This is a genomic window from Paraburkholderia sp. J69-1 (assembly GCF_905220255.1).
Taxonomy (GTDB): Bacteria; Pseudomonadota; Gammaproteobacteria; order Burkholderiales; family Burkholderiaceae; genus Paraburkholderia.
Map to the genome: position 1 here is coordinate 40232 of NZ_CAJMZG010000020.1, position 24378 is coordinate 64609.

The 24378-nt window shown below is 65.5% G+C and carries 23 protein-coding genes; 7 read left to right on the plus strand and 16 right to left on the minus strand.

Translation table 11 applies throughout. The features are described from left to right. Positions 1-4 precede the first annotated feature (4 nt). The 9 genes from U5A67_RS29845 to U5A67_RS29885 all read right to left on the minus strand — a co-directional run bounded on the left by U5A67_RS29845 (position 5) and on the right by U5A67_RS29885 (position 8428). Positions 5-1162 carry an HPP family protein gene (locus U5A67_RS29845; protein ID WP_321817143.1) on the minus strand — a complete coding sequence of 386 codons (1158 nt, stop codon included), beginning with the start codon at positions 1160-1162 and terminating at the stop codon, positions 5-7. Positions 1163-1428: 266 nt separating this feature from the next. Beyond that, a complete protein-coding gene (locus U5A67_RS29850; protein ID WP_321817144.1) occupies positions 1429-2109 on the minus strand; it encodes a hypothetical protein in 681 nt (226 codons plus the stop codon). 87 nt (positions 2110-2196) lie between these two features. Beyond that, positions 2197-2655 (minus strand): GNAT family N-acetyltransferase, encoded by a 459-nt coding sequence (locus U5A67_RS29855; protein WP_321817145.1) that lies wholly within the window; start codon positions 2653-2655, stop codon positions 2197-2199. Between the two features lie 43 nt (positions 2656-2698). Beyond that, positions 2699-4222, minus strand: a complete 1524-nt coding sequence (locus tag U5A67_RS29860) for a response regulator (protein WP_321817146.1) — start codon at positions 4220-4222, stop codon at positions 2699-2701. Then, on the minus strand, positions 4219-5622 hold the full coding sequence (locus tag U5A67_RS29865; protein WP_321817147.1) for an ATP-binding protein: 1404 nt from the start codon (positions 5620-5622) through the stop codon (positions 4219-4221). The genes U5A67_RS29860 and U5A67_RS29865 overlap by 4 nt, the downstream gene beginning before the upstream one ends. Further along, the gene (locus tag U5A67_RS29870) at positions 5591-6763 is read right to left on the minus strand and encodes an ATP-binding SpoIIE family protein phosphatase (RefSeq protein ID WP_321817148.1); all 1173 of its coding nucleotides are present in this window, start codon (positions 6761-6763) and stop codon (positions 5591-5593) included. Before U5A67_RS29870 ends, U5A67_RS29865 begins: the two co-directional genes overlap by 32 nt. Next, the gene (locus U5A67_RS29875; protein WP_321817149.1) at positions 6748-7173 is read right to left on the minus strand and encodes an ATP-binding protein; all 426 of its coding nucleotides are present in this window, start codon (positions 7171-7173) and stop codon (positions 6748-6750) included. The genes U5A67_RS29870 and U5A67_RS29875 overlap by 16 nt, the downstream gene beginning before the upstream one ends. 19 nt (positions 7174-7192) lie before the next feature. After that, positions 7193-7549 carry an STAS domain-containing protein gene (locus U5A67_RS29880; RefSeq protein ID WP_321817150.1) on the minus strand — a complete coding sequence of 119 codons (357 nt, stop codon included), beginning with the start codon at positions 7547-7549 and terminating at the stop codon, positions 7193-7195. A gap of 15 nt (positions 7550-7564) precedes the next feature. Next, the gene (locus tag U5A67_RS29885; protein WP_205986101.1) at positions 7565-8428 is read right to left on the minus strand and encodes an STAS domain-containing protein; all 864 of its coding nucleotides are present in this window, start codon (positions 8426-8428) and stop codon (positions 7565-7567) included. Between the two features lie 400 nt (positions 8429-8828). On the opposite strand from U5A67_RS29885, the gene U5A67_RS29890 reads away from it, so the two are divergent. The 5 genes from U5A67_RS29890 (at position 8829) to U5A67_RS29910 (ending at position 13075) form a co-directional block, all read left to right on the plus strand. Continuing rightward, a complete protein-coding gene (locus U5A67_RS29890) occupies positions 8829-9074 on the plus strand; it encodes a hypothetical protein (protein WP_321817151.1) in 246 nt (81 codons plus the stop codon). A gap of 305 nt (positions 9075-9379) precedes the next feature. Further along, on the plus strand, positions 9380-10018 hold the full coding sequence (locus U5A67_RS29895) for an ABC transporter substrate-binding protein (RefSeq protein WP_321817152.1): 639 nt from the start codon (positions 9380-9382) through the stop codon (positions 10016-10018). Between the two features lie 273 nt (positions 10019-10291). Continuing rightward, complete coding sequence (locus U5A67_RS29900; RefSeq protein ID WP_321817153.1) at positions 10292-12232, plus strand: AI-2E family transporter; 1941 nt, start codon at positions 10292-10294, stop codon at positions 12230-12232. 79 nt (positions 12233-12311) lie between these two features. Next, positions 12312-12551 carry a hypothetical protein gene (locus U5A67_RS29905; protein ID WP_321817154.1) on the plus strand — a complete coding sequence of 80 codons (240 nt, stop codon included), beginning with the start codon at positions 12312-12314 and terminating at the stop codon, positions 12549-12551. Positions 12552-12649: 98 nt separating this feature from the next. Then, on the plus strand, positions 12650-13075 hold the full coding sequence (locus tag U5A67_RS29910; RefSeq protein WP_321817155.1) for a hypothetical protein: 426 nt from the start codon (positions 12650-12652) through the stop codon (positions 13073-13075). Between the two features lie 294 nt (positions 13076-13369). On the opposite strand, the gene U5A67_RS29915 is transcribed toward U5A67_RS29910, so the two are convergent. After that, positions 13370-14761: an aldehyde dehydrogenase family protein gene (locus U5A67_RS29915; RefSeq protein WP_321817156.1), complete on the minus strand. Its 1392-nt coding sequence runs from the start codon at positions 14759-14761 to the stop codon at positions 13370-13372. 109 nt (positions 14762-14870) lie between these two features. Here U5A67_RS29915 and ptrR point away from each other — a divergent pair, with 109 nt between their 5' ends. Continuing rightward, the gene (gene ptrR, locus U5A67_RS29920) at positions 14871-15749 is read left to right on the plus strand and encodes a putrescine utilization regulator PtrR (protein ID WP_321817157.1); all 879 of its coding nucleotides are present in this window, start codon (positions 14871-14873) and stop codon (positions 15747-15749) included. 153 nt (positions 15750-15902) lie between these two features. On the opposite strand, the gene U5A67_RS29925 is transcribed toward ptrR, so the two are convergent. Then, on the minus strand, positions 15903-17369 hold the full coding sequence (locus tag U5A67_RS29925; protein WP_321817158.1) for an MFS transporter: 1467 nt from the start codon (positions 17367-17369) through the stop codon (positions 15903-15905). A gap of 138 nt (positions 17370-17507) precedes the next feature. Here U5A67_RS29925 and U5A67_RS29930 point away from each other — a divergent pair, with 138 nt between their 5' ends. Continuing rightward, a complete protein-coding gene (locus tag U5A67_RS29930; RefSeq protein WP_205986110.1) occupies positions 17508-18380 on the plus strand; it encodes a LysR family transcriptional regulator in 873 nt (290 codons plus the stop codon). 19 nt (positions 18381-18399) lie between these two features. Here the strand turns inward: U5A67_RS29930 and U5A67_RS29935 are convergent, their stop codons facing one another. The 5 genes from U5A67_RS29935 to U5A67_RS29955 all read right to left on the minus strand — a co-directional run bounded on the left by U5A67_RS29935 (position 18400) and on the right by U5A67_RS29955 (position 24273). After that, positions 18400-19599 (minus strand): tyrosine-type recombinase/integrase, encoded by a 1200-nt coding sequence (locus U5A67_RS29935; RefSeq protein ID WP_321817159.1) that lies wholly within the window; start codon positions 19597-19599, stop codon positions 18400-18402. 102 nt (positions 19600-19701) lie between these two features. Beyond that, a complete protein-coding gene (locus U5A67_RS29940; protein WP_321817160.1) occupies positions 19702-21459 on the minus strand; it encodes a flotillin family protein in 1758 nt (585 codons plus the stop codon). Positions 21460-21548: 89 nt separating this feature from the next. Then, positions 21549-22208: an OB-fold-containig protein gene (locus U5A67_RS29945; RefSeq protein WP_321817161.1), complete on the minus strand. Its 660-nt coding sequence runs from the start codon at positions 22206-22208 to the stop codon at positions 21549-21551. A 199-nt stretch (positions 22209-22407) separates the two neighbouring features. Continuing rightward, positions 22408-23256: a class I SAM-dependent methyltransferase gene (locus U5A67_RS29950; protein WP_321817162.1), complete on the minus strand. Its 849-nt coding sequence runs from the start codon at positions 23254-23256 to the stop codon at positions 22408-22410. A 36-nt stretch (positions 23257-23292) separates the two neighbouring features. Beyond that, complete coding sequence (locus U5A67_RS29955; RefSeq protein ID WP_205986115.1) at positions 23293-24273, minus strand: LysR substrate-binding domain-containing protein; 981 nt, start codon at positions 24271-24273, stop codon at positions 23293-23295. Between the last annotated feature and the right edge of the window lie 105 nt (positions 24274-24378).

Below are 24378 nucleotides of genomic sequence, written 5' to 3' on the forward strand. Positions count from 1 at the left end.
TGCTTCAGACGCTCTGTTTTTGCAGCGGCTGCGTTTGGCGGTAAAGGCCCGAGATCAGATCGGCCTGCGTGATGATGCCGGTGAGGCGGCGCTCGCCGTCTACGACTGGCACGTGATGATGCCCGCGTCCCGCGAACAGCGCGAGCAATTCGACGATGGGCGTCGCCGCGGTAATCGTGCGCACGTGCGTGCTCATCAATGTGTTGACGCGCGCATCGTTGCCCGCGCGTTCACGCGGGCCGAGGCCGAACGTGCGCAGCAAGGCGCGCAGCGGATGCTGGCGGGCGCCATCGTCGGCGAGATCGGCGCGGGTGACGATGCCTTTCACGTGACGCTGTGCGTCTACCACCGGCAGCGCCTTCACGTCATGCTCGCGCAGCAGCGCGCGCGCTTCGCCCACCGTGGTCGCGGGCGTGATGCTGACGACGTCGCGCGACATGACATCGGCGCAATTGAGCATGCCGAAAGTGCGCGCGTAGGCGCGAATTTCGGTTTCGCGCAGCAGCGCTTCGAGATCGTCGGTATCGACGTCGATCAACTCGTTGCGCTCGCGCAGGGCGGCTTCGAGATCGGCGCGCAAGAAGCCGCTCGCGGCAGGCGCGGGCGGCGTGGATTTCGCTGCGAGCGCGGCATGCGGATAGCGATGCCCCGTGGCCTTGTGATAGACAAGCGTCGCGCCCAGCAGCACGAACGATTGCAGCAGCACGGGCTCCAGCACGAACTCGTAGCCGAGCGCGCGCACGGCAGGGCCGCCGAGCACCGCAGTCAACGCCACCGCGCCCGAAGGCGGATGCACGCAGCGCAGCGTGAACATCGCGCAGATCGCCACGCCCACGGCGACGGCGGCAGCCAGCACCGGATCGGCGATAAAGAGCGCGCAGGTCACGCCCACGACCGCCGAAACCAGATTCCCGCCGATGATCGACCACGGTTGCGCCAGCGGGCTGGCAGGCACGCCGAACAGCAGCACGGCTGAAGCGCCCATTGGCGCGATCAGCCAGGGGATCGTCGAAGCGTTGCCGAGCAGATGTTGCGAGACGGCGCCGGTGAGTGCAATGCCGATCAGCGCACCGATGCCCGAACGCAGACGTTCGCGCCAGCGCAAGGTGACGGGCGGCGGCGCGAAGCGTGCGATCCAGCGGGAGAAGTTCAGACGAAACACAGTTGAAATAGCGACAAATCGAACGTTATAAGCATGAAGCCGGGAAGCTTCGATTGCGTCGAATTATATCGTAACGTGATATAAATGGTGCTGCGCGATGCTCGGTATAAGCGCGGATATACGTGCCGATATAAGCGTTGAAGTTTTCGCGGGGGTTGGCGCAGATCGACATTAATGAGGATGCCGAATAAATTGGCATGAAAAAGCCGCCGGGCGCATGCGATGCGCCCGGCGGCTTGTCTTGTGGCTCTGGCGAAGGCCTGGGCCTAGACCGTATGACGCGGACTGCCCGCCATCGGATGCGCATCGCCGGGATGGGCGTTCGGCAGGCGGCGGCCATGATCGGCGGCGTTGCGGCTGGGCGCCGGGGCGTGATGCTGCGCCTGGCGCGTCTCGGAGCGCGCATGCGGATGCGGCTGCGGATGGGTTTCGGCGCGCGGCATCGGGCGCGGCGCGCCATGACCGCCCGGACGCGAGACCATTTCCACATGCACGCGCGGCCCATGCGGCGCGCGCGGCGGCGGCTCGACAAAGGCGTGCTGTTGCATCGGCAGATGGCCATCGTGGTGCGCCATCACGTTGCGCAGTTCGGCGCGGCGATGGAACACTTCGCCGCGCAGATCGCCGCGGCCATAGTAGTGACGATGGCGTTGGCCATCCGGGCCGACGAACCAGATGTACGTCATGCCGCCCACGTAGACCACGTCGCGATCGAGCGCGACCGACACATAGGCGTCGTGCGGCTCGGGCACATAGGCGGGCGCGCCCACCACGACCGGCGCGGGCGGCGGCGCGGCCACCACCACGGGGCGCGCGGGCGCAGCGACCACTTGCGTATGGGTCACGCAGCCCGAAAGCAGCGCAACCGAAAGAGGGACGAAGGCCGCGAGCGCGGCGAGGGCGCCGGTTTTGGGTCTGGAAATAAAGGCGCGCGTGTTCCCGTTCAAGCGTGGCTCCGTGAGAAGGTTGATGGCTCAACCGGTTAACGGCAGGAATGAACAGTGGCTTGAGGAAAAGGGACGTCGAAGTGCGGGTTACAGCGCCTTCGCCATTTCCGTCGTCCCGCCCCAACCGAGTTGCCGATACAGATCGCGGCCCTGCTCGGTCGAATGCAGGATCACGTAGCGGATGCCACGCCGCGCGAATTCGGCGTCGGCGAGTTGCATGAGCTGCCGGGCGAGGCCGCGCCGCCGTGCGTGCGGCTCGACGTAGACATTGAGCACATAGCCGCGCCGGTCCTGATCGGGGTGAGCGGGATGCGGCGGCCAGTCGATTTCCATCAGGCCGATGCTCGCGACGGGCGCATCGACTTCGGCTTCATTCAGCACGAAACCGAAGTAGCGACCATCGGCAAGACGCGGCGCGAGCCAGGTGCGGAAGTGCGCGGTCATGGTCGCGAGCGTGGCCGCGTCGCGGCCGGCTTCGCGGAACATCGCCTCGCGGTGGTGGCAGACGAGTTCGAGATCGCCGCTATGAATGGCGCGTGGCTGCATCGGAAATCCCCGTATTCATCAGTGCAAAGCCCGCGGCGTGCGTCTAGCTGGCTTTGGTCCCTTCGATCTCGCGCAGGATTTCGTCGAAGGGCGCGGGCTTGACGAGATGCCGGTCGAAGCCGGCTTCAGTGGTGGCCTGGCGGTCGCGTTCCTGGCCGTAGCCGGTGAGCGCGATCAGCTGCGTGTGCGCCGTGGCCGGTTGCGCGCGCAGCGCCTTGGCGAGCGCATGGCCGTCCATGCCTGGCAGACCGATATCGAGAATCGCCACATGCGGCTCGAAGCTTTGCGCGATCGTCAGCGCACTCGGGCCGTCGTGCGCCACGCGCACGTCATGGCCTTCGAGTTCGAGCAGCATCAGGAGCGAGGTGGCCGAATCGACATTGTCGTCGGCGATCAGTACGCGTCGTTTGCGTGAGATTTGTTCGTTATCCATATTGTTGTTATCTATGGGTACGGCGTCGGTATCCGGCGCGAGCACGATGGGCAGCCGCACCACGAATTCCGAGCCCTTGCCGAGTCCTTCCGAATGCGCGGCCACGGAGCCGCCATGCAGTTCCGCCAGCTCGCGCACGAGTGCGAGGCCAATGCCGAGCCCGCCGTCCGCGCGCTTGACCGCGTCGCGCGATTGCATGAAGAGTTCGAACACATAAGGCAGCTCGTCGTGCGCGATGCCGATGCCATTATCGCGCACGCTGATCGCCACGTCGGCGTTGCTGGCATCGAGACGCAAGGTGACCGCGCCGCCTACGGCCGTATATTTGGCCGAATTCGACAGAAGATTGCTGATGATCTGCGCGACGCGAATGCCGTCGCCCACAATATGGCAAGGCGCCGCCGTCATGTTTACGGTCAGTTTCTGCTGCTTGGCGTCGAGCACCGGGCGGCTGGTCTCCACCGCCATTTCGACGATCTGGCGCAGATCGAGCGTGTTCATCTGCAGGGCGATCTTGCCGTGCGAAATCCGCGAGACGTCGAGCAGATCGTCCACCAGCCGGCCGAGATGTTCGACCTGGCGGCTGGCGATCTGGCGCGCGTCGGCGCGGCCCGCGTCGCTTGCGCCGTGGCGCGGGTCGAGCAGTTCGATGGCGTTGCGGATCGGCGCGAGCGGGTTGCGCAACTCGTGCGCGAGCGTGGCGAGGAAGTGGTCCTTGCGGCGGTCGGCGTCGCGAAGCGCTTGTTCGGCGGCGTAGAGGCGCAGCAGCGCGCGCACGTTCGCCACCAGTTCGGCGGGATCGACGGGTTCGGTCAGATAGCTGTCGGCGCCGCCGTCGAGCGCGCGAATCTTGTCGCGCGCCTGCACGGCCGCGGCCGACGTCTGCAGAATCAGCGTCGAATTGGTCCGCGGGTCCTGCTTGATGAGGCGGCAAACGTCGATGCCGCTGATGTCCGGCAACTTCACGTCGAGCAGCACGAGTGCGGGCGCGTGCTCGCGCACGGCGTCGAGCGCGGCCTGCCCCGTGGCGGCTTCGATCACCGCGAAGCCCGCATGGCGCAACACGCGCGACTTCACATAGCGCGCGCCTTCGTTGTCGTCGACATTGAGGATGAGTGTGGCGTCGGGCGTCATGATGCCGCGCCTCCCGAGCCGGCGGGTTCGTTGTGTTCATCGCTGGCGTGAGCGGCATCGGCGAGCCGCACGGGAATATCGACATGAAACGTCGAGCCCACGCCCAGTTCGCTCTCCACGCCCACTTCGCCGCCCAGCAAGGCGGCCAGCTTGCGGCACAACGGCAGGCCGAGGCCGGTTCCCTTCACGCGCTGTTGCAGACGGTTCTGCACCTGGCCGAACTCCTCGAAGATGATCGGGTGATGCTCGGGAGCAATCCCGATGCCCGTATCCGCGACGAAGAACACGATGCGCTCGCCGTTCGCTTCGAGCCGCGCGCCCACGCGAATCAGGCCTCGTTCGGTGTACTTGAGCGCGTTCGAGACGAAGTTGCGCAGGATCTGCGTGAGCTTGGGTTCGTCGGTGTAAAGGCGCGGCAAGTCGGCCGTGGCGGCGAATTCGAGCGACACGTGCGGTGTTTCCAGCAGCGGCGTCAGCATGGTGCGCAGCGCGGCGAACAGATCGGCGGGATCGAACCACGCGGGCGTGACTTCGGTCTTGCCGGCCTCGATCTTGGCGAGATCGAGCAGATCGTCCACGGCTTCGCCGAGCGTTTCCGCCGAGGCGAGGATCAGCTTGACCTGGCGCTCCTGTTCCGTCGTCAGATCGCCGTCGAGCCGGTTGAGCAGCAGGTTGGCGAGCGCGCGGACCGACGAAAGCGGCGTGCGCAGTTCGTGGCTCATGTTGGAGAGAAAGCGCGTTTTCATCAGGTCGGCGCGGCGCAGTTCTTCGGCGCGTTCGTCGAGTTCCGCATAGAGCGCGACCACGCCGCGATTGGTCGCTTCCAGTTCCTGGGTCAGGCGCGCGAGTTCTTCCTGACGCTCGCGCAACTCGTCGAGCGTCGCCACCAGCTCGCGATTTTGCTGCTGCACTTCTTCGAGCGAATCGGCCTGCGGCGCGAGCGCGGCCGCGCCGTTGACGATGCGCTCCAGTTCCTGGCCGCGCAGCGTCGAGCGCTCGTGCGGCAGGCTGCGCGCCATCGATACGGTGGTGCCTTTCGGCGTCGATTCGATCTCGAAGCGATCCATCAGCCGCCGGCTGCCCATGATGCCCAGCCCCATGCCGGTGGGCGAGCGCCACGTGCCGTCGAGCACGGCTGCGAGATCGCGCAGCCCCTGGCCGTGGTCGCGCACGATGATTTCGAACGTCTGCGGCGAGCGCGCCGCGTCGAAGGCGAAACTGACCTCGCCGCCGCCCGCGTAGTCGAAGGCGTTGCGCGCGATTTCGGACACGGCGCTGGCGATGCGAGTCTGGTCGAGCGTCGAAAAGCCGAAGCCCGCCGCCAGGTCGCGCGAACGCCGCCGCGCCACGACGACGTCCTGGGCGGTTTCAATGCGGATGCGCAGCAGTGGCGTATTCATGGTTCAACTGTACTCCCGGCTGCGCCTTGACGACGACGACGGTGGCGTCGTCGCGGCGGCGCGAGAAGTCGCGGTAAAGGACAGCGGCGATGACGACGGCCGGCTGATGGGCGAGCCCCGACCAGGCGTCCAGATCCCAGCGCGTGCCGACCCCGTCCGAATGCAGGATCAGCAGGCTGTTGGCCCGCCAGGCCAGTTCGAATTCCTGGGTGCCGCGCATGGTGTGACCGACGATGCCGTTGCGCGAGACGATCTGGTAGCTCGGGCGGGCGTCGCCTTGCGCGCTGATCGAATTCGTCGACGAGTTCGACGACGAATTCGACGATAAGCTCGCCGACGAAGCCGCGCCCGCAAGCCCCGGCCGCCCGGTGCCATACGCCACCGCCGCAATATTGCCGGTGCCGCAAAAGCTCACGCTTGCGCGCACGAGATCGAAGCGCGCCAGCGCGAGCGCCGCGCCGCGCGTCGGGCGCAACGCCGCGTGCGACAGCTCCATCAACGCGGCGGGCAAAAGCCCCGCGCGCCGCCGCAACACTTCGAGCGCTGCCGTGGCGGCCACGTGCGCTTCCGCGCCGTGACCGAGGCCATCGGCGAGCGCGATCGTGAAACCGCCCGGATCGGCCTGCGCCTGCCAGCCATCGCCGCTCACTTCCTCGCCCGGATACGGCACGCAGACGCCGCCGATCTCGGGACCGGAGAGCGCCGCGCGCGGCGCGCCGGGCTTTTGCACCAGCACGCGCAGCACCGTGCCGTGGCCCGGCTGCGACCACAGCGCGATCTGATTCGAAAGCCGCCGGATCGCGCCCAGACCCGTGCCGGGCGTGCCAGCCGTCGAGTGGCCGTCGGACAGCGCGGCGCGCACATCGGTCATGCCGGGGCCGCGGTCGAGCGCGATCAGTTCCACGCCGCCGTCCAGCGCGCGCACCAGCAGTTCGCCGTGGCCCGCGTGCTTGAGGATGTTGGTGGCGGCTTCGGTCAGCACGATCGCGAGGCGTCCCGTATCGGTCTCGTTGAGCCCGGCCAGGTGTGCGGCCTGCGCCGCGCCGCGGCGCGCGAACGCCACGCTGCTGGCGTCGCCGATCTCGAAGGAGCGATGAGTGCCGCCGGCCGAGCCGGACGCGCCGCCTAGCGTACTTTCCATTTGATGATGGTGACCGTGGTGCCACTGCCCGGCGTGGAGTCGATCGTGAACGCATCGCACAGACGCCGCGAGCCGCCCAGACCCAGGCCCAGACCGTTGCCGCTCGTGAAGCCGTCCTGCAAGGCGCGTTCGATGTCGGGAATGCCCGGTCCCTGATCGGTGAAGGTGAGCTTCAGCCCCACGCGCACGCCGTTGCTGACGGCGTCGAGCCGCGCATCGCCGCCGCCGCCGTATTGCAGCGTATTGCGCGCGAGTTCACTCGCCGCCGTCACGAACCTGGTCTGCTCGATCAGCGAAAAGCCGTGGGCGATCGCTTCGTCGCGCACGATCTGCCGCAGCCGGACGATTTCCTCGTCCGAGCGCAGGCTCACCTGGGTGAGCAGCCTGTCGGTCGTGCCGTTGCCGTTCATCTCGCAGGCAACCGGCGTGCTAGACCTGACGCTGCTTGAGCAGCGCCATGCCTTTTTCGACATTGAGGGCGGTGCGCACGCCAGTGAGCGTGAGACCGAGTTCGACCAGCGTGATCGCCACCGACGGCTGCATGCCGACCACCACGGTCTGCGCATCGAGCACCATCGCCATCGCCGCCGTGTTCGAAATCATCCGGCCGATGAACGAGTCCACCATATCGAGCGCGGAAATATCGATCAGCACGCCCTTGGCGGATTCCTTGACGATGCGCGCGGTGAGATCGTCCTGCAGCGCGATCGCGAGGCGGTCGTGCATGTCCACCTGGATCGAGACGATCAGGCAGTCGCCCAGACGCAGAATTGGAATGCGTTCCATGGCGCGCTTGCTCCCTTAAGCCGCGGCTTTCGGCTTGATGATCGACGAGCCGGTGCGCTGCAGCGCGATCACGAAGGCGTCGGCGAGCGTGGATTTGGTGGTGACGTTGGTGAGATCGACGCCCAGATGCACGATGGTCTGCGCGATCTGCGGACGGATGCCGCTGATGATGCAGTCCGCGCCCATCAGCCGCGCGGCGGCGACGGTCTTGAGCAGATGCTGGGCGACGAGGGTATCGACGGTCGGCACGCCGGTGATGTCGATGATCGCGAGGCCCGCGCCCGTATCGACGATCTTCTGCAGCAGGCTTTCCATCACCACCTGGGTGCGCGCGGAATCGAGCGTGCCGATCAGTGGCAGCGCCAGAATGCCTTCCCACAACTGCACGACCGGCGTGGAGAGCTCCAGCAGTTCCTCCTGCTGACGCGCGATGATCGCTTCGCGACTCTTCTGGAACACCTCGGTGGTGTAGAGGCCCAGTTCGTCGATCAGCAGATTGATCGACCAGCTGACTTCGGCCAGCTCGGCGGGATTCACGAAGCTCTCGCGTAGACGCGCATAGAGAGGCTGCTTGAGCGAGAACACGAAAGTGGCGGTTTCGGCGGGCGTGAAACCCTGTCGCGCGCGATGAGCCGACATATCGGCGAGAAAAGCGCGCACCGGCTCCCATTCCGGGCGATTGACGTCGAGCGCGTCGGACTTTGCGAGCGTGTCGAGGAACACCTTGAGGAAGGTCGAAAATTGCTCGCGGATTTCCGCTTCCATGGCGAGACCGCGGCGCAGCGCGATGGGCAGATGCAGGCGGACCCAGTCGGCGAGCAGGGCGTCGCGATGCGGGTTCAGAACATCTTCGAGACGGGCCCGTTCGGGTGTGTTCATGCGATCTCTCCTGCAGTCTGGCGGTGCACTTGCAGTCTCTATTTTTGAGACGGAACCGCTGCACCTTACACCATTGTCGTGATTGAAGCTATTACCCGTAGGTAAAAAGAACGGGAACGGAATGGACGTTTTTGGGGTTTTCTGAGGTCGCGGTCGAGTCGGTAAAGTCCTTTTGTATTAAGGGGTTTCACGCTTTTGCATGGTGTTCTTGTAGTTTTTACACGCAATGGCGATGTCGTGCATGTTGCGGCCGTGAAGCGCGATTCGGGAATTGGGTGCGGGACCGCACTCTGGCGTGAGGGAATTGCTCGCATCGCGCGGTTTTTTGTGGCTGGACGCGCTGGTACGGAGATTGCTATGTATTGACCGCCACACACAAAAACGAGGAGAGGGGTGCCACATGAAGATCGATCCCGTTTCACTACAGGAATCGACGCCAACGGGTCTCACCAGCGGAACGGCAGGGGCCGCGTTCGCTACCGCGCAAGGACTGGCGGAAGAGGTCGCCGAGGACGAGAAAGGCCTGCGGGTCTTGTCGAGATTGTCGTATTGCGTTGCCTGGCTGTTTGGGCTGGAGGCCTTCTTTATGGAGCCTGCGGCGGCGGGACAGGCGGGGCAAGGGTTTGAGGGGAGGGGGCGCGAATAAAGCGCCGGGACGGCCGGCTGACTTGTTGGTTGAGGTCGGCTGGTCGTCACCTGACTGGTTTTTGCTGTTTTGTTTCTGCTGGGTCTTTTGCTGGTCTTCTGGACCCGGTTTCTGTAACAAAATCCCGGTAGATGTAACGTGACGTAACAGGTTTTTTGGACCTGGGTGTGAGGTTACGTTTGCTCCGCGGTTTGTTCGATCAAAACTCGCAAAAACATAGAAAAGAAAAGACCTTGAAACACACCCATCGCCCGAATGCTTTATAAAAGTGGCGACAGCCAGCCAGAAAACCGACCGAGCCCCGCATGAAGACCGTCCTGCAAATCATCACGCTACTCACCGCCCTGACCGGCCTGCTTCCCCACACAGCCAGCGCAGCACCGCAACAAGTTGACCAGACCGACCCGCAGGCGCTGATCAAAACCGCCACCCAGCAAGTGCTCGACGAAGTCCGCGCCCAGTCGATCACCCCCGACGACATCCCGCGCATCCGCAGCATCGTCGACCGTGACATCCTCCCGTACGTCGATTTCCAGCGCACGACGCAGCTTTCGATGGGCCGCCACTGGCGCACCGCCACGCCCGCCCAGCAGCAACAGGTGATGCAGCAGTTCCAGCTTCTGCTGATCCACCTCTACGCCGGCGCCCTGGCGCAACTGAAGCCCGATCAGCAGATCGAATACACCCCCATGCGTAACTCCCCGACGGATACCGACGTCGTCGTGCGCACCCTCGCGCAAACCAGCGGCAAGCCCGTCGAGATCGACTATCGCCTCTACAAGACGCCGAACGGCTGGCGCCTCTACGACCTGAACGTGCTCGGCGCCTGGCTGATCCAGACTTACCGCGCGCAGTTCAACGAAAAGATCCAGCAAGGCGGCGTAGACGGCCTGATCCAGTTCCTGAGCTCGCGCAATCAGCAACTCGAAGCCGGCAAACCCTGACGCGCGCAGACTGCGCGCCCTTTCGCCCTTTCGCCCATCGCGCGTCTGCGTTACGCTCGCGCGCGGCACGCCGCTTGCCCTGCCCATGCCAGGCAAACCGGAACGCAAGCGGCGTGCAGCAAGCCACGCATACCCAAATGATTTCGCCCGTTGCCGCCCATTGCGCGCAGCGCGCACTACCCTGAATGCAGGTGCGCCCCGATGCGCGAACCCAATTCGCACCACGAATCGCCAAATGAATCCTATGACCGTCCCCGCCCCGGTCGCCATGCCATGAATTTTCCGCTTCCGCCTCCCGAGCGGCCGCAGTTCGGCCACGCTCACGCGACTCCCGGCAGCCGCCGCAACCGCGTGTTCCCCCCGAGCACGCCGACCGTCCACACGCTCGCGTCCGTCATCACCGGCGTGGTGGTCGTCTGCGGTCTGTACTTCGGCCGCGCAGTGCTGATTCCGATCACGCTTTCGGTGCTGCTGAGCTTTCTGCTCGCGCCGCTCGTCAACGCGCTGCGCCGCCTGCGCCTGCCGCAGTTTCTGTCGATCATGATCGCCGTGCTCGCCACCGTGCTCGCGCTGGCGGGCGTGAGCGCGCTGATCGGCGCGCAGGTCGTGCAGCTTGCCGCCGATCTGCCGCAGTATCAGGAAGCCATCGAGCAGAAAATCGAGACGGTGCAGGAAAAGACCGTCGGCCGCGCTGATTCGCTGATGACGCGCGCCGCCGCCGCATTGCAGCGCGTGACGCCCACGCCGCCGCCCGCGCCGCCGCAGCCGCGCGGGCGCGCCGCGCGCAATCAGCCGCAGCAGCCGATGCCGGTCGAGGTCCACACGCCCGCGCCCACGCCGATGCAGCTCGCGCAGAAAGCGTTTTCGCCGGTCATCGCGCCGCTCGAAACCGGCTTTATCGTGCTGGTGGTGACGATCTTCATCCTGCTGCAGCGCGAGGATCTGCGCGACCGGCTCATCAGTGTGTTCGGCTCCGACGACCTGCACCGCACAACGACCGCCATCAACGACGCCTCCGAGCGTCTGTCGCGCTACTTCGTCGCACAACTGGGCGTGAACGTTTCGGTGGGCGCGGTGCTCGCGGTGGGGCTGGCGGGCATCGGCGTGCCGGGCGCGCTGCTGTTCGGCGCGTGCGCGGCGCTGCTGCGTTTCGTGCCGTACATCGGCATCTGGATCGCCGCCGTGATGGCCACGATTCTGGCCGCCGCGATCCAGCCGCAATGGACCATGGCGGTCTGGACGCTGATCTTCTTTATCGTCGTCGATGTGGTGGCGGGGCAGTTCGCCGAGCCGATGCTCTATGGGCGCCGTTCGGGTCTTTCGCCGCTCGCGGTGGTGGTGGCGGCCATTTTCTGGAGCTGGCTCTGGGGGCCGATCGGTCTGGTGCTGTCGACGCCGCTGACGCTGTGCATCGTCACGCTCGGCCGTTACGTGGATCGATTGAATTTTCTGACCATCCTGCTCGGCGATCAGCCCGCGCTCACGCCCGCGCAAACCTGCTATCAGCGTCTGCTCGCCGACGATCCGCATGAGGCGCTGTTGCAGGCCGACCGCCTGCTCGCCGATATGCCGCTGATCGATTACTACGAGCAGGTGGTGTTCGAAGGGCTGCGGTTCGCGCGCAACGACGTGCTGCGCGGCGTGCTGCCGGCCGAGCAACTGGCGCGCATCAATCAGGCGTTGCTCGATATCGTCGAAGATCTCGAATCCGTTGACGATTCGCGCCACGCGGCGCTGGAAGATGCGAACGCGCGCCGCAATGGCGATGCCGTCGATGCGCCGCTGGACGTGCCGCATGACGGCCGCGTCGTGCTGTGCATTCCGGGGCGCGGCGCCTTCGACGACGTGGTGGCCGCCATCGTCTGCCAGTTGCTGATGCGCGCGCGCATTCCCTGCACGGCGACCACTTACGACGACGTGCGCAACACGAAAGCGGGCATGGTGGATGCGCTGGATATCCACGCGATTTGCGTGGTGTCGCTCGATGCCGCGGAATCGCCGCCGTACCTTCGCAACCTGGTGCGGCGCGTGCGCGAGCGGGCGCCTGCCATGCCGATCATCGTCGGCGTGCGGGCGATGCGTCGCGACGAAGGCATGGGGATTGCCACCGACGATGCCGCTACGCATCTCGCCGCGACGCTGCGCGATCTCGTGGAGGAGTGCGGCACAGCGCTGACGCGCCAGCCGGAGGCGGTCGCACGACAACAAATGTGACAGTCACGCTGGCGTCACATTCATGTCTGATGATATGCGCCCCTGTGCCCCTGGTTGCGGCATCACTAGGAGACATGAATTGTTGAGCCCCCACGAGTTCGCCACGCTAATGTTGATCCGCCACGCGCCGGAACAGATCGACATGAACCGTCACGAACTCGACACCCTGCTTGAACGCCAGCTCGTCGCGCTCGAAACGCGCGCCGAGGGACTGTGCCTGCCGTCGCTCACGACCGCGGGCCATTCGTTGCTCGCCGCGCTCGGCCGCGTCGAGCCCGTGCGCATGATGCACGACGATATGAGTTTCGATACGCATTGAGGCGGCGCGCGGACGCGCAGCCTGCGGGCGATGATCAAGCCCGCATAGAATGGGCGTCCGTTCAAAACATGCCGGGCTCGCCGGCCGTTTCCCCGCCGATGAACTGTCTTTGCCTCGCACTGAAATTCGCGCTCAATGCCGCTTTGCTTGCGGCGTCGCTTGATCTCGCCCACGCCGCCGATCTAGACCGCAGCGACCCCGACCGCGCGCAGATTCTGGCGGCCGCGCACCGGGATCGCAAGGAAGACGGGCGCTACATCGTGCTTGAGATGGTCAAGACGGGCGACGTGGCTTTTCTCTGTGCGGCCATCCGTTTGCCGCAAGGCTCGATCGAACAGACCGACGATGCAATCGACATCGATCTGCTTGCGTTCCAGAAGACAGCCGGAGTCTGGAAGAACGTTGCGAGCGCAGCCAATTTCAGCGCAATCCCGCTCGATCGCGAGGCCTGCGCACCGGAAGGGCACGCATTCAAGACCCGCGCCAGCATTATCGCGTTCATCAAGCGCTTCAGCGGGCCCTGACATACGCACTACGCGCGCCGTCCGCGCAAAAAAAATCGCCGGCGGTTGCCCGCCGGCGCTCAATCTTCGACTCTGCATGGTCCCTGAATGAACGGGGACAGGGTATGGTGCGCGGCGCACGAACCGGCAAGTCGGTCGATTCGCTGCCGTGCTCCATGACTTGATTAACGGTCATCGAGACAAAAGGTTGAATTCGGAAAAACCCGCTCGCTCGCTAACCCTGGCAGGGTCGGAATCGGTAAAAAAGACCTTCCAGGAAGACGCAAAACGCATTCGCGCCTTCCGTCGGACTGCTTAGCGGCGATCCACCCACACCGTCTGGATGTTGCAGAACTCGTGCAGCCCGAAGCTCGACAGTTCGCGCCCGAAGCCGCTCTTCTTCACGCCGCCCACCGTCACGCGCGGATCGGTCGCCACGTCGCCGTTGATAAAGACCGCGCCCGTTTCGATCTGCGCCGCCATTGCGTTCGCGCGCTCGAGGTCGGCCGACCAGATCGTGCCGCCCAGACCGAATTCGCTGTCGTTGGCCAGTTCGACCGCGTGCTGCGCGTCGCGCGCCACCACGATCGCCGCGACCGGGCCGAACAGTTCTTCCTTGAACGCCGTCATGCCCGGCTGCACGTCGGCGAGAATCGTCGGCGCGTAGTAGTTGCCCGCGCCTTCGATCTTGTTGCCGCCCAGCACGAGGCGCGCGCCTTCGGCGATCGAACGCTCGACCTGGTTGTGCAGTTCGTCGCGCAGGTCGTAACGCGCCATCGGGCCGATAAAGGTGCTGTCCTCGCGCGGCGCACCCACGCGTAGCGCCTTCACGGCTTCGACGAAACGCGCTTCGAATTCGGCGGCGATGCTTTCCTCGACGATCAGGCGCTTGGCCGCGAGGCACACCTGGCCGGTATTGCCGTAGCGGCCCAGCACGGCGGAGCGCACGGCTTCGTTCAGATCGGCATCGGCGAGCACGATGAAGGCGTCCGAGCCGCCCAGTTCGAGCACGCACTTCTTGAGCGCCGCGCCCGCCTGCTGCGCGATGGCCGCACCGGCACGCACGCTGCCCGTCACGGCGATGGCGGCGATGCGCGCATCGGCGATCACCGGCGCGACGCGCTCGGGCGGCAGGTTCAGTACTTCGAAGGCGCCTTCCGGCAGGTCGGTGGCGGCGAGCGCGTCGCGCAGCAGATAGGCGCTGCCCATCACGTTCGGCGCGTGCTTGAGCACGTACGTGTTACCCGCGAGCAGCATGCTCAGCGCGCCGCGCAGCACTTGCCAGATCGGGAAATTCCACGGCATGACCGCGAGGATCGGGCCGAGTGGACGGAATTCCTGACGCGCGACGCCGCTTTGCACCGGCGCGTTGAGCGGCGCGAGCATGGCCGGGCCGTGCTCGGCGTACCACTCGGCCAGCGCCGCGCACTTCTCGACTTCGCCGCGCGCCTGCACGACGGGCTTGCCCATTTCGTCGGCGATCATGTTGGCGAAGACCTGCTTGCGCTCGCGCAGCACGTGCGCGAGTTGCACCAGCACGGCGGCGCGCTGGGCGACCGGCGTGTCGCGCCAGGTGCGCGCGGCGCTGGCCGTACGCACGAGCGCGGCTTCGACGGCGACTTCGCTGTCGAACGCATAGGTGGCGATGATGTCGCCGTTGGCGGGGTTGCGCGAGACGGCGCCGGTCGTGTCGATGTGTGCGGTCATGCTGGGCTCCTGGCAGGAAACATGAGATGGGATGAGCCACAGCATACGAGCTGGCAATGCTCAGTAAAAGTGAATAATATTGAACAAATTGTTCTCTGGGGGTGAGGGTGTGGAACTGGCTCAATTGCAGATCTTTCGCGAAATCGCCGATGCAGGCAGCGTGCAGGCCGCCGCGCTGCGGCTGCATCGCGTGCCGTCCAATCTCACGACGAGGCTCAAGCAACTGGAAGAAGAACTGGGGGCGGAACTCTTTATCCGCGAAAAGATGCGTCTGCGGCTGTCCGCGACGGGCGCGTCCTTTCTCGACTACACGCGCCGCATCCTCGATCTCGCCGATGAAGCGAAACTCTCGGTTGCCGGCGACGAACCGCGCGGCGTGCTGCCGCTAGGCTCGCTCGAAAGCACGGCGGCTGTGCGCATTCCACCGGTGCTGGCGGCGTTTCATCAGCGCTATCCGGAAGTGGCGCTCGATCTGTCGACCGGTCCGTCGGGCAAGCTGATCGATCGCGTGCTCGAAGGCGAACTGGCCGCGGCTTTCGTCGACGGGCCGCTTTCGCATCCGGCACTCACGGGCGTGCCGGTGTTCAACGAGGAACTGGTGCTGATCTCGGCGGTGAACCGCGCGCCTATCAAGCGCGCGCAGGACGTGAACGGCGCGAACATCTACGCGTTCCGCTCGAACTGTTCGTATCGGCGAATTTTCGAGCGCTGGTTCGAAGAGGATTGCGCGGCGCCCGGGCGCGTGTTCGAACTGGAGTCGTATCACGGCATGCTGGCGTGTGTTTCGGCGGGCGCGGGGCTCGCGCTGCTGCCCGCGAGCATGCTGGAAAACATGCCGAGCCGCGCTTCGGTGATGGCGCACACGTTGCCGGTTTCCGTGCGCAACGTGTCGATCCATCTGGTCTGGCGGCGCGATCTGCGCGCGCCGGCTGCGCTGCGTCGGCTGGTGGACATGCTGGAAGCGCAGGCGCTGGCCGCCGCGCAGTGAAAAGCGCCCCGGCACGCGCATGCACCTGTGCCGGGGCCAACCCCAGTCCAGATCGGCTCAACGAGCGGCCCAGGCAGTCTCGGAGAAGACTGGCCGCATCGTAGCAAGCGCGCGCAGGCGTGAACGAAGGCTTTGGCATATCGTAATGAACGCTCAATCGTGCGGATGCAAGCGCCGATGCAGCGGCGCCAGCGCCATCGACAACACCACGCACACGCACAGAATCGCCACCAGCGCGAACATCGACACCTTGAAGCCCGCCGCGTAATCGAGCGCGCCAGGATGCTCGCCCAGCCGCGCGAAAAAGAGCCCGCCGAGCGTCGCTGCGCCCACGGCCGCGCCGATCTGCAGCATCGCCGTGACCATACCCGACGCCACGCCCGCACGCGCCGGTTCGACTTCCGCGAGCACGATGCGCACGACCGAAGGCAGCACCAGACCCTGGCCGATACCCATCGCCGCGAGCCCGACGTAGAAGCCCGTGCCCGGCGCCGTGGCGCCCGCGAGCGACGCCGCCGTTGCAAGGCCCAGCGCGATCATCACGTAACCCAGCGTCAGCACCAGATATCCGCCGATGCGCGCCACCAGACGCGGCATCAACAAGGGACTCGACAGAAAGCCCACGCCGAACGGCAGAATCGCGAACCCCGACGCCAGCGGCGTCCAGTGCAGCCCGCTCTGCAGATAAATCCCGTAGCTCAGGAAAAACGCGCTGAGCAGATAGAACAGAAACGCTAGCGCCAGACCGAGCGCCACTACGGGATTGCGCAGCAACCGCACGTCGAGCAGCGGGTCTTTGCCTGCGGCCAGCGTGCGCAGTTCCACGCGCAGCAGCAGGCCGAGCACCGGCACCGAAGCCGCGAGGCAGAACAGCATCCACGCGGGCCAGCCTTCTTCGCGTCCGCGCGTGAGCGGATACACCAGCATCAGCAGAAACAGCGAGAGCAGCAGCGTGCCGGGCACGTCGATACGCGCGCCGCGCGGCGGCCGGCTTTCCGGGATAAACCGCCAGCTGCCGAGCAGCGCGAGCACACCGATGGGCAGATTGACGAGAAAGATCGCGCGCCAGCCCAGGCCAAACGGATGCAGGCTGATGAGCGCGCCGCCGCCCAACTGGCCGATCACCGCCGCAACGCCGAACACGAAACCGTACAGCCCCATCACGCGCACCTGCTCGTGCGGCGCGTAGACGCTGCGGATCGTCGCCAGCACCTGCGGCGCGAGCACGGCGGCGAACAGGCCTTGCAGGATGCGCCCGAGCACCAGCACCGAACCGCTCGACGCCAGGCCGCAGAGCGTGGAGGCCAGCACGAAGCCCGCCATGCCGATCATGAACATGCGCTTGCGGCCGTAGAGATCGCCCAGCCGTCCGCCGGTAATCTGCGCGACGGCATTGGCGCACGCGTACGCCGACACCACGAGTTCCAGCTGCGACGGGCTGGCGGCGAGCCCGCGGTGAATCGACGGCATCGCCAGATTGACGATGAAGTAATCGACTGGCGGCAGGATCGCGCCGATCAGCAGCACCACGAGCGCCCAGCCGGAATGACCGTGCGCGGCAGCGCCGCAAGCGGGTGCCGCGGCCACGGGCGGCGCGGCGGTCAGGGTGTTGTCGCTCATGACGGACCTTTCTGGAGAGTTGCGCGGGCGCGTTGCAGCGCACCATCGGCAGGCCATTGTGCTATAGCACGCATCCGGCGGAAAAGCGGGAATAGGTGGTACTATCCATCGACTTATTCGATGGATAGCGAGGGCAGGATGCGCGGTTTCGAACTCGACCAGTTACGCTCGTTCACGGTGGTGGCGGACGCGGGCAGCCTCACGGCCGCCGCGCCCACGCTGCATCTTTCGCAATCCACCGTGAGCGAGCAGATGCGCAAGCTGGAGGCGCGCGCGGGCGTGCCGCTATTCGTGCGTAGCAAGCGCGGCGTCGAGACCACGCCGGCCGGCTCGCGACTGCTGGAACACGCGCGGCGCATCGTGGCGCTCAACGAAGCCGCTTTCGACGACGTGCGCGGCCAGGCGATCAAGGGCGAGTTGCGCGTCGCCATCACCGATTACTACCGCACCCACGAAGTGGCCGGCATGCTCGCGCGCCTGCGCGAGTGTTATCCGCAACTGAGCCTGCACGTGAGCACGATGAAAAGCGTGGAGATCGAGCAGGCGCATGCGCGCGGCCAGATCGATCTGGGCGTGGTGATGAATATGTCGGTGGGCGCCGTGCGGCCCGCGAGCGGCGACGCGCGCTGGGTACTGCGCCGCGAGCCTTTGTATTGGGTGGCGTCGCCTGCGCTGGCGGAATCGCTGCCCGATCCGCTGCCGCTCGTGCTGCTGCCCGGCGACTGCATGCTGCATCAGATCGCGGTGCACGCGCTGCAAGAGCAGGGCCGCGCGTTCGTGATGGGGCATAGCGCGTCGGGCGTGGCGGGCCTGCAGTCGATGCTGGCGGCGGGGCTGGGCGTGGGCTGCCTGTGCGCGTCGGCGGTGCCGGACGGCTTGGTGCGTCTGAGCGCACGCTATCGCTTGCCCGCGCTGCCCGAGGCGGTGTTTTCGCTCACGCCGCCGCTACCCGGCGAAAACGAAACGGTGACGCAGGCGCGCGAGGTGTTGGCGCGCCAGTTGGTGGTGTGACGGCGCGATGTGAGCGCGCTCACCACTTGATCCGGTGCTTCTCGTCTGTTTCGCGGTGGCGAACGTCGTCGTCGCTATGCAAATAGAGGCTGGTCGTGCTCAGCGACGCGTGGCCGAGGTTGTCGCGCACGAGGCGCAGATCGACATCGCCATCGGCCATATGCGAGCCCGCGCTATGCCGCAGCCAGTGCGCCGACGCGCTTTCGAGCCGCGCCGCGCGCGCCTGCGCGTGCTCCGCATCGGCTGATCCGACCGTTCCGCCCATCTCGCGCAGCCGTTGCGCGGCGCCCGCGAAAATCCCTTTGACGATGGTGTGCAGCGCCGTGCGCGTGAGCGGCTTGACCGATTTGCCGATCGGCAGCACGAGCGGCGTGGTTTCATGCGGCGCGGGCAGCGCACTGAGCTCGCGGGCGCGGCGATAGCGCGTGAGCTCGGTCATCATTTCGGCGGTTGCGGGCACGAGACGGCGGCGCTCGCCTTTGCCGAGCACATCGAGCCACCAGCGCTCCACGCCCGAATTGTCGCGCCGCACGAAAAAATCGCCCATCGTATTCGTGCCGACTTCGGAAATGCGCAGGCCGCCCAGATACAGCAGCGTGAGCAGCCAGCGGGTGCGGCCGTGGTGCTCGCGCTGGCGCGCGGTCTCGAGCGGCAGGCTGTCGACGTAAGCCTTCACCTCGTCCCAGAGTTCGCGTTCGAGATAACGCGTGATACGCGGCGCCGCGCGGCGCGCGCGCTGACGCGACAGCGAAAGCGGATTCCCCGCCAGATAGCCCGCGCTCACCAGCCAGGAAAACAGCGCGTTGAGAATCACCATCGCCTGGCGCTGGCTCGTGGCGGAAAGCGGGCCGTAGAACGGCCGCCAGCGCGGATCGTCGCGGGCGTGCTTGCGACCGCCGCCTGCGACCCAGCGCGCGGCGGGCTGCGGATCGGCGAGAAATTGCTGATACGCGAGCAGATCCTCATGCGTGAGCGACGACAGCGGCTTGCCCAGTTGCACGATGGCCCAGAGCAGCAGGCGCTCGGCTTCCTTGCGGTAGGTCTCGAAAGTGGCCTTCGAATCGGCGATGCGCGCGAGCCACGCGCGGATCGCTTCGAGGTCGTTGGCCGCCGCGATCTGCATGCGGCCGTGCGCGCGATTGACGCCGTCGCGGCCATCGAGATCGGCGGGCAGTTCGAGAGCGTCGAGCGGACGGGGAGCGAGCAGGGCGGTGTGCATGGGCAAAGCGTGACGGAAACCACGCGGACTATAACGCGGATCGCCCGCTGCCCGAAGGCCGCGCGAGCCTCGATGGAAGGCCCGCGCGGCGAGTCCCGCCGATTATGCCGGTGCGCTACCGTCGGTCAGGCGCGCTTCGTGATGCACTGCATGAGAGGTATCGACGCCATTGATTGCTGGCGTCCCGGCGTGCGCGGCCGCGGCGTGCGCGCCCTCGATTGCGCTCGCCACGCCCGGCACCATCGCTGGCAACGACGCGCCGTTCAGGCCGATTTCCTTGAGCAACGAATCGACGAGCGGCGCATGCGTGCGATAAGCCAGCGCCGCCGACATCGCCTGCTCGGCGAGATTGCCGGTTCCAGTGCCGGTTCCGTTGCCCATTGCGCCCACGCCATCGGCAGCGATGCCGCCCTGACGATTGAGCCCATCGACCTGAATGATCTTGATGCCTTCGATCGACTTCATCGGCTCGACGGTCTGCTCGATGATCGACGGCAGCGCCTGCAGCAGCGCGAGCTTGAACTTCAGGCTGGTCTGATCGGAAGAAAGCGTGTTGATTGCGTCGTTCAAGGCGCGTTGCGCTTCGGCTTCGGCGATGCCTTTCTTGCGGGCCGCCTCGGCCAGCTCGACGATGGCCGTGGCCTGCATCTGTGCGGCTTCGCGTTCCGCGCGCGCCTTGGTCGTCACGTGCACGGCGCTGGTTTCCGCCTCCTGCGCGGCTTCGATCAGCGCGACCTGCTTGGCGCGGTCGGCTTCGGCGGTGCGGCGCGTGGTTTCCACGAGCTGCTCGGCCTTGACGGCTTCGGCGAGCGACTCATTGGCGCGCGCCTGGGCCTGCGATTGCGCCTCGGACTTCTGCGCGATGATGATCGCGCGTTCCTGTTCGGCGATCTGCGTGACCTTGGCCTGCTCGATTTCCTTCACGCGGATTTCGCGGTCGGCTTCGACCTTGCGCGAGCGCACGGCCTGTTCGCGTTCGATCTCCGACTCCTGCACCTGACGTTCCGCGCCGATACGGCTTTGCTCCGCTTCCTGATGACGCTGCGCCTCGAATGCGGTGATGCGCGCGTTCTGCTCCGCCGTGCGCGTCTTCACCTGCTGCTCCTGTTCGAGCTTCATGAAGGCTTCCTGCTGATCGATCTCGAGACGCTTGGAGAGCGCATCGCGATTCTTTTCTCGCACGGAAACTTCGGTGTCCTGCTCGACTTCGTTACGCTCCTTGCGTCGGCGCTCGGTTTCCTGCGTGAGCTTGGTGAGACCTTCGGCGTCGAACGCATTATTCGGATCGAAGTATTCCTTCGAGGTCTGGTTGAAGTTGGTCAGCGAAACGCTTTCCAATTCGAGACCGTTCTTCGTGAGGTCTTCCGCGACGGTGTTCTGCACGCCTTGCACGAACTTTTCGCGCGCGTCCTGCAGATCCTGCATCGTCATTTGCGCGGCGGTGGAGCGCAGTGCATCGACGAACTTGTCGTCCACCAGCGCGCGCAGATTTTCCGGCGCGAGCGTGCGCTGGCCGAGCGTTTGCGCGGCGGTGGAGACGCCTTCGGCGGTGGGCGCGACGCGCACGAAGAAGGCCACGACGACATCCACGCGCATGCGATCTTTGGTGATCAGGCTGTCACGCGACGCGCGGCTGACTTCGAGCTTCAGCGTGTTCATGTTGATGGGGATGACTTCGTGGAACACCGGCAGCACGACGGCGCCGCCGCTCATGATGACGCGCTGGCCGCCGAGGCCGGTGCGCACGAAGGCGCGTTCTGCCGATGCGCGTACGTAGAGACGCGCGAAGATCAGGCCGATCAGGCACAGGCCGACGATGACCGCGAGGCCGATGGCGCCGTAGAAGATGATGGTATCCATTGCGATGTCTGACTCATGTGATGCCTCTCCCCCGGCCCCTCTCCCCTGGGAGAGGGGTTAAAAAGTCCCTCTCCCGGAGGGAGAGGGATTTAGGGAGAGGGAGCAGGATCGGGCCTTTTGATCGCCCGATAGAGCGAACCCGAAACCCGCGTAGTAATCAACACCGTTTGCCCGCGCACGAACACGAGCCCGGCTTCATCCGGTTCGACGCGAACGTAATGCGCCTGGCCGAATTCATCGACGAAACGCCCTTCAGCCGGATTGCCTTGCGTCGCTTCGCCCGTGACGATACGCACGGCTCGACCAATAAAATCGATCTCCGAAAGCGCGCTGGTTTCTTCCTGCGGCACGATGCGGCCAATCGGCTTGCCGGTTTTACGCACGAAAACCAGCGCAAGCGGCAGCGCCAGACACGCGGCCAATGCAGGCGGCAACATGAAATGAAATAGCCCGTGCAGCACCGATTGCAATAACAGCCCCGCCACCGCAAAGCCCGTGAGAAACAACACCAGTAAAACCAGAAACGGCACGCGGCCTACATGCAGCCAGCCAAGAAATTGCCCGGCAAGCCCGGCTTCGCCGCCACTCGCCGCGTGATCGATATCGAATTGATGGGCAATCAGATTGCCCGCATGCGCGGTGACGCTAAATCCAAATAACAGCGTCACGCTTTCCAGAACGGCAATCACCAGCATGATGCCGATCGCCACGATGAATGGCGCATATCCCGCTTGCAGCAAGGAGGTCATTGAGCTTTTTCTGTTCTGCGTTATCCCGCTGTAAGTTTATATCGTTTTGATGCAATGCACTAAATGCACTGCGAATAAACGCGCAAATAAACTAATGCGGCGTGCATTAATCTAGCCTTTTGCGCGTAAAAATACCGTAAAGATTAGTGGTTTCGGTGACGGGATAATGACTGTCGCGAAAACTTAAATTAATTTGCGATTAAACCGTCGCGATCAGAAACGATTCGCCCATTGCGGGCCGCAAACCGTCGCGGCGATCGGCGAAATAACGCGCGACGATTTCCTCGGTGCCGATATGTTCGGCGCGCGAGAAACCGGCTTCGCGCGCGAGGTCGAGCATCTCCCCGGGCCGGAAGAAGCTCTCGAACGGCGTGCCCGCCGCGCGCGCGCGCTCGTAGACGGCGGCGTGCTGCGAACGCTCCGGTTCGTCGATCATGTCGAGCGGCAAGGTGAAGGTCATCGCCAGCGTGGTGCCGGGCGCAAGCTGCGCGATCTCGCGCAGCGTGGCCAGATTCGCCGCGCGCGTGAGGTACATCGACACGCCCGTGGATGCCACCACCGCGCGCTGCGCGACATCGAAACCCGCGCGCACCAGTTGCGCGCGCCACGATTGTCCGGCTTCGAAATCGACGGCCACGAAACGCAGCCAGTCCTGCTCGCGAAAACCCAGGTCGGCGAGACGCTGGCGTTTCCAGCTCTGCGTATCGGGTTGATCGACTTCGTACACGTGCAGGCGCGAGGCGATCTCGGGATGACGCTGGGCGAACGTGTCGAGCCCCGCGCCCAGCAGAACGTATTGCGCGACGCCTTGCGCGTTCTGTGCGGCGACCAGATCTTCGATCAACCGCGCGCGACCCACGATCGACGCGCGGTAGCCACGCGTGCCTTCCGGGTCCATGTCGGGACGTTTGCGCCAGAACACGTCGGGCGCGGCAAGCTGCATGCCGATTTCGTCTTCGAGCACATGCGGTTCGGCATCGACCTGAACGTGCAGCGCGCGCCAGAGTGCGGTGCGTACGGCGCTGCTATCGGGAATGGATGCGGACATCGGCGTCTCCTTGTCGTGAGCAAGCTGCATAGTGCGCTAGCTTAACGAATTCGTATCCTGCGCCGCCGGGCTGTACACCTCGGCGCTGACGGTCCGCAGCGCTTCGATCATCACTTCGGCGGCGGGTGACAGCAGCTTGTCGGCGCGCGTGATGATGCCGAAGTCGTCCATCTGGCAATCCATCGGCAGCGGCAGGATCGCCACCATGCCGTGCGCCGCGTAGTAGCGCGCGACGTCGCCGGTCAGCACGGCGATCATGTCGCTTTGCTCCAGCACGCGCGTGATGAAGAGCAGCGCGGGCGTTTCCACCACGTTTGACGGCGGCGCAAGACTCGCGCGCTGGAACATCAATTCGAAACGATGGCGCAGTACGCTGGCCACCGGCGGCACGACCCAGGTGGCGCGGGCGACATCCGCGAGCGCGAGCGGCCTCGCCGGCGCCTGCGCGAGCAGCGGATGCCCCGGCCGCACGACGGCGCACACCGGCTCGCCGGTCAGCGGCTCGTAACGCAGCGCGAGTTTGTCGTGTTCGGCGGAAAGGCGCCCGAGCACCACGTCGAGTTTGTCCTGCGCCAGATGTTCGAGCAGCACGTTGCTGGCGTCGATCTGCACGGCAATACGCATGTTCGCATGCGTGCGCTTGACGGCCGCCACGGCGGCCGGCAACACGCGCACGCCAGGCGAGGTGATCGCGCCCACCGCCACATGCCCGAGCCGCCCGGCCTTGAGCGCAGTCAGTTCTTCCTGCGCCTGGTCGAGACTGCCGAGCACCGCGCGCGCGTGGCGGATCAGCGCGTCGCCGTAGAGCGTGGGCTTCATGCCGCGCGGCATGCGCTCGAACAGCACGGCGTCGAGCATCTCTTCGAGCTCGCGCAGCAGCTTCGAGGCGGCCGGCTGCGTCATGTTCAGCGCCGCCGCCGCGCGATGAATATTGCCTTCTTCCGCGAGCGCGACCACGAGCAGCAACTGCCGCGTCTTGAGCCGCGTGCGCACGTACCAGGGGCTTGTCTCCAGCATGGCCGAACCCGATTTCCCAAATAGTTCTAAGCGTTTATACCAATGCCGATTTCGATATCGAAACCGTCGTTTTTTTCATTAGAAGGTTATCAGAGTTCTCCTTAA